The organism is Variovorax flavidus, assembly GCF_030317145.1.
GTDB classification, from domain to species: domain Bacteria; phylum Pseudomonadota; class Gammaproteobacteria; order Burkholderiales; family Burkholderiaceae_C; genus Variovorax; species Variovorax flavidus.
The window spans coordinates 1-5,513 of the sequence record NZ_JASZYE010000025.1 but is presented as its reverse complement, the minus strand read 5'-3'; the positions used below and the strand labels follow the sequence as shown (position 1 = coordinate 5,513).

At 57.1% G+C, this 5,513-nt stretch carries 5 protein-coding genes; 1 reads left to right on the top strand and 4 read right to left on the bottom strand.

Annotation, left to right across the window (positions count from 1 at the left end):
- Positions 1-1,029: 1,029 nt before the first annotated feature.
- The 4 genes from QTH90_RS31440 to QTH90_RS31425 form a co-directional block, all read right to left on the bottom strand.
- The gene (locus QTH90_RS31440) at positions 1,030-1,659 is read right to left on the bottom strand and encodes a DUF1353 domain-containing protein (RefSeq protein ID WP_286668517.1); all 630 of its coding nucleotides are present in this window, start codon (positions 1,657-1,659) and stop codon (positions 1,030-1,032) included.
- A 44-nt stretch (positions 1,660-1,703) separates the two neighbouring features.
- Positions 1,704-2,942, bottom strand: a complete 1,239-nt coding sequence (locus QTH90_RS31435; RefSeq protein WP_286668516.1) for a hypothetical protein — start codon at positions 2,940-2,942, stop codon at positions 1,704-1,706.
- Complete coding sequence (locus tag QTH90_RS31430; RefSeq protein ID WP_286668515.1) at positions 2,917-3,588, bottom strand: hypothetical protein; 672 nt, start codon at positions 3,586-3,588, stop codon at positions 2,917-2,919. Before QTH90_RS31430 ends, QTH90_RS31435 begins: the two co-directional genes overlap by 26 nt.
- 637 nt (positions 3,589-4,225) lie before the next feature.
- Complete coding sequence (locus QTH90_RS31425) at positions 4,226-4,411, bottom strand: hypothetical protein (protein ID WP_286668514.1); 186 nt, start codon at positions 4,409-4,411, stop codon at positions 4,226-4,228.
- Positions 4,412-4,599: 188 nt separating this feature from the next.
- Between QTH90_RS31425 and QTH90_RS31420 the strand changes: the two genes are divergently transcribed.
- Entirely contained in the window at positions 4,600-4,902 is a 303-nt protein-coding gene (locus tag QTH90_RS31420; RefSeq protein ID WP_286668513.1) for a hypothetical protein, read from the top strand.
- Positions 4,903-5,513: the final 611 nt, after the last annotated feature.

The following is a 5,513-nucleotide window of genomic DNA, read 5'->3' as shown; positions in this document are numbered from 1 at the left end:
CCAAAAGTGCCACTCGCAGACCATAGGCCGCTACCGAGTACAAACATGCCAAGCGCCACGCAAAGGGCGAAAACTGTCCGCCGGTAGGTCAACTCCCAAAGGAAGATGCCCGGGCTCTGGCGCTGGACCTCGAACGGGGCCGTGTCCGCGGAATGGCGAGTCGTGCGTAGCTGAAGGAGAAGGCCCGACAGGTAAAGCGCGACACCAGCCACGGCGAACCACAAACCAAGGCGTGCCCACGTGAACAGGAACGGCAAAGTGCTCCCGGCCCAGAAAGCCAGGAGCCCAGAAATCTGAAGAAGAGAGCCGGCTCTATGGCTAGGGGTTTTCATAGCCCGTCCAGGTTAGCGGCCGTGTGCGCGCTCCGTATGAAGGCGGTGTGAAGTCTCGAACGACGAATCCATGTGCAGGGAGTCTTCGTAGCGGGCAATGGGAGGGACGCGTTGTACTTCCGCTTCTGGCCGTCAGCGGGCCTGGCGTGACGCTGTCGACCCGGTCTGAGTATCGCCTTGGCTTGCTCGGCGTCGCCTGCTGAGAATCTCCCATCTGATGCCGCCGGCCAGGCTGCCAATGAGCATCGCATAGCTGAGGTATGCAGTGTTGAAGTCGGCGACCTTGGAGATTGCCTAGGCGACTAGCATCGCTGCGCCCACCGCAACGACTACGCGCCAGAAAGTCAAAGAGTGCACCAAAGCGCCTGCGAGGCTCCAATCCATCTGCCAATCCTTGTGCTTGTAAGGCCGGGTATGGCCGTTTGCTGCATTCCATCAAGTCAGCAAGCTGACAGCGACGTCTCGCAACTTCTCAATCATCGCAGGGCGGCGCTCTGGCGAATAGTTGAGCGCCAGCGGCGAGCAGTGGGATGTTCTTTCGACGCGTAGGTGCGGCCAATGCGCTCGACAACCGGAGCAAGCCGCTGCGCATTCTTGCCCATTGCGTCGACGACGCGCAGAAGTTGCCAGCAGAGAGGTACGGGAGGAGAAAATTGGAGCCAAAGAACTTGCGCGAAAGGAACTCCTAGTGACTCAGTCAAATCACCGCGCAGCATCCCTTGCGCTGTTTCCAGTCATTCCACGAGATTGTTGGGTCGTTCGGAAACTCGCGCAGTAGACGCATCTCGCCACTCTGCTTAAGCTTTGCATTGTTCGTCCAAGCGCTGCCTCCACCAGCCCTAACAGCGGCATAGATGGACTTCGAGACCGTACTCGATACTTTCATGTCATCCATGCCATAGCGAAACACACTATCAGCCACCTCTCGAGGATATCGCTGTACCCAATACAAATAGTCGTGAACGATTGCGGGAAACGTATACGCACCATCCGTTGGCAAGAGCGACCAGAACACTCGGGGAATGCTTGCCAAGTCGGTCACGAAGCCAGCCGGTACGACAACGGTTGGACCCTCTTGACCCGGACCGGGTGACCATTTAATTTCCTTGTCGAGATAATAGACACGGTCCCGAAAGCGCCCCATATGCAACCCGCCGGCCACTGCACCAGGGGCGTCTAGCAGCGGCAGAAGCCACCTTTCCGCCGCCGCCGGGTCGGAGTACGGTTCCTCGGCACGAGTGGCGACTGGCAGTGCGCCGAATCCCAGTGCAATGAGTAGTCCACTACCCCCTTGGAGTAGATGTCTGCGCGATGACTCAGTTTTCATGACCACACTCCGTTATGCGTACCGTCAATGAACAGATGCAATGCTTAACGAATCTTCAATTCGTCAAGGAGAGTTTCTTTCGCCTCCTGCGCCAAGTTCCGGATGTACTGGCGACTCGAGGCTTCTGTCGACCCACAGGCACCAAGACCAAGAATCATCGTTGCGACGCCTCCGAAATCAGCCTGTACGTTCTCCTCGCCATTTAGTGTGAATAGATATGCGCCAATAGCGCCCTGTCCACGCCGTGTGCAAGTGACGCCGGACGTCTTCATCAAAATTCTAAATTGCGGGAGGTGGCGGCGCGCTGTGCCACGGGCGCCAAACGAAACTCCTTTAAGAACCGTGTCTCTCATCTCTTGCCTAGTTCTCCCTGTATTTCGCTTGAGCTCCTCATCACTCATCTCCTCAAATCCTTCGTCCTCCAGCTTTGAGGCAATGATGTCGGAAAGCTCCTCGGGAAGAGAGGGCACCTTCGTTCTCGCTACGGCAAGTGGTGCTCGTAAGATGTCGATGTCGACCGCGGAGAGATAGGCTTCCAAGCCCTGTCTCTTGATTGCCTTGAGAAAATCGTTTGCAAACTCGGATGATGCATCTACGCGCAATCTCCAGTTTCCAACAGCCGTGCGGGCCTCCAATTCCGGCGACATTCCGCCGTTCGCGAACACGACGTACTCGATAGCGTCAGTTCCCCGCCTTGCAACATCGGGCGCAGTCCTAGCGAAGCCATGACTGACGAGAGCGGAACCCGGCCTTGTGTCACCGTACTGCACATTGAAGCCAAATTCGTGCTCCGCTACTGGCATGAAGATTGGAGGAAACGTGGAGGGCATGATTCTTGACGCGTCGCCATTCGAGCCCGGACACTTCTTTGCTTCCACGATATAGGTCGACGCTAGAGCCGAGTACTTCGACGAAAAGTTGGATTTGTATTCAGAGAGCAACTCAACGGAGGTGGGTCTATAACACGCCAGAGTGTGTCCGCCACGGTATGACGACTGAATGCATCTGAATCCAGAAAGAGATGCAACGGGAACGCGGTCCATAAAGCAGGGAGTGACGCCATGACTAGAGGCAAAGTCACGGATGGTCCTTTCGATGACGCCTGCCGCAGGCTCACAAGCATCTGCTGTTCTCTTCAAACTCGTCAGTACGATAGATATATCCTCGCAAGCATTCAGTCGAGTGAGCTCAGGACTGGCTGCTATTGAGATGCCATTGATGACGAGCCCCAGCATTCCAATGCCGACTCGTACGGCCTTATCGACTGAGAGTCTGGTAGTCATTGGCGTACCAATACTTTAGGGATTGAATAATTGTTAGCTCGGAGAAAGGTTCTTTACGAACTAAGCCGCGCCTGAAGGCTGCCGAGCGATGTTCTGGAGGCCCGTGGTCGTCAACCTCGACCTTGTAGGAGCCGGCCAATTCAAGGTTTGTCTCAAAGTCCTTATCTTTCACTTGCATCAGTGACGAGTTGAATGCGAGTCCAGATAGGAAATCAGCACCCAGCTCAATCCTGTGGGAGTTCTTCTTTGGGTTGAGTGCTTCAAGACTTCCTGCGTCCCTCATCTGCAGAACGTGTGCGAGTTCGTGGACGATTGGAGCGAGGTAGTTTGACTTTGCGGCGCTTGGATACTGAACAATGAAACGCGTGCCATCCGTGGAGTCTGGTCTCGCCAAAAAGCGCCCGCCAGGGCAAGACTTAAAGATGACGGCGGTTGTTGGAATGTTGAACGTTCGCATGACGGCAAGAACGTGCGGGTCCATTCCGATGTGTTTTGTATCTGCGCCGCACGGTTCGACGGGTGCAGGTTCAGGCCCCACTGTGAATGAGTACAGACAGTTGGGGATGTCTTCACCCGCAATTGCAGTTTGAGTCGCGAGACAAAAGGCAAGAATCGCGGCTGCAACGTGATTAAAGTCGGAACTCATGGCAAACTGGACCGTGCTATTGGGCTAGCCGCACACCCCTTGCCATGCGTAACCGCCGCCAGGGCACAACTGTGGGCACATGCGAGGGGTTGCAAAGCCGCTGCTGCACGTCGGGTTTGGTTGGCGGATGCCCGGAGCCGCCGGCCCCCAACAACCGCAGGGCGCCAGCGGCGTTCCGCGGCTCAGTCCGTTGCTCGATTCTGCTTCGGCTGTGTTGCGCGGGTTTCTCTGCTTGCTGGCGTCGGCGTCTCCGCCGTCGTCGAGTAGTTCTCGCACCTCGTCGACATCCATGTCACATGTGCGGGCGATAGAAGCAACAGTGCTTCCGCGGGCTGAAAGGCGCTTAACCCTGCTGTCGGAGCATTCCGCAGAAGCTTCGATAGGTGCAATCGTCACCGACAGCGCTAAGGTGCACAGTACTAGGGGTCTGCTCAGCCACCGATGGCATTGAGACGAGTGCATATCTTGCGTACCTCCTCGGCTGAGAAGCCTACGCGGAAACCGCCTGGCAAAGCATCATCAAGTTTGAGTACGTTGGAGGCCCCGTCGCGCAGGAGGTCACGGAAAATTTCTGCTCCCGGCCGGCTGTAGCCTGTTGCGGTCTCCAGAGCTGCTGGCTCTACCGCCGGTCGAGTCGCTACCGTAGCCAACGAAGATTCGCCCAGAAGCTGTCACCGAAGTAGGCGGCGGATACGCCGCAGCCGACGATGGCGAACACCACAAGCGCGCAGGCGCCCATGGTTCTCAGCAGCGACAGAATGATGCACATGCCCAAGCCGACCACCAAGCCCAAGAGCGCTCCGCAACCAAATCGCACTTTCATCTCGAAGGTATCTGGTTTCCTGCCCACGAGGGTAGTTCGGTCTTCACGTGCTTGTGGCCCATCTTCTTGGACCAGTAGCTGCAGAGGTCGTCGCGCGATTGCGGCCAAAGCGCGATGTAGGGCTGCCAGCAATTCCTAAGCCGTTCCGAGAATGTCATTTTGGTTGAGAAGTCGCTGCTTATCCCCCTATGTCACAAGCCAGCGATTGGAATGCCCAGTGCAAGGGCGGCAAGCAGGCCCTGCAGGTCGACGCCCGTCTTTCCACCACTGCGTACGAAGGTGAACTGAAGCTGCTGGTGAACGCGCCAATCGTTCGTTCCGCCAGCGATTGCGGCCGCTGCCAGCAGGGTGGTTGGGCATCGCGAATCCGATTTGTGCGCCCGCTGGAGGCAGCGAATGTCAGAACAAATATGGCTTCCGTGACCCTCCAGAATCCGCAAAGCCTGGGCGGTCACTTGCTCTCCTCAGATTCTGGATTGACTCTGACCTGACTGCCGCGGTACGGAAGTCCGCTCCGGAGCTAATTCGACCTCGGCCCCGACCGTCCGCTCCTGGCCGACTGTAGCCTGTCAGCTATTAGGCCCGTTGGGTCGGACGAGACTACAGCGGGGCGGCAATGGCGCCTGGAGGAGGCCGTTGGGGCTCGCTCCACCGGCGCCGGCGCAACTTTGAAAACCCGACCGGCGTAAATTTGAAAACGGCGCGCGTAAGTTGTTGATTTTCCTAGGTTTGAAAGTGCGACAACTTTGGAGGAACTCACTCGTTGTGAGTTCGTTCAAAGTTAGACCGGAATTCCATCAAATTTACGGCCTAACTTTGACGGCGGCGCGCGCAAGTTGTTGATTCGATGAGAAATCGGCCCCCGCTAGTCGCTTGAGAGCCGATCTGGAGTCACCGGCTTGGGCAGGGGAAAGGGCAGGGCGCTCGCTCACCACGTCGAAGCGCGTGCGCACTCTCCAGACAGTAGACCAGAATGAGCGACAGCCGGTTGCGGCCAGAAGCGGGCATCGACCACGGTCGTCCGTTTAGCATTCGGCGAATCACACACTTGCTTGGGAACGGTGGATGGTCTTCTTGGACTGCTCTGGAATCATGTTTGGCT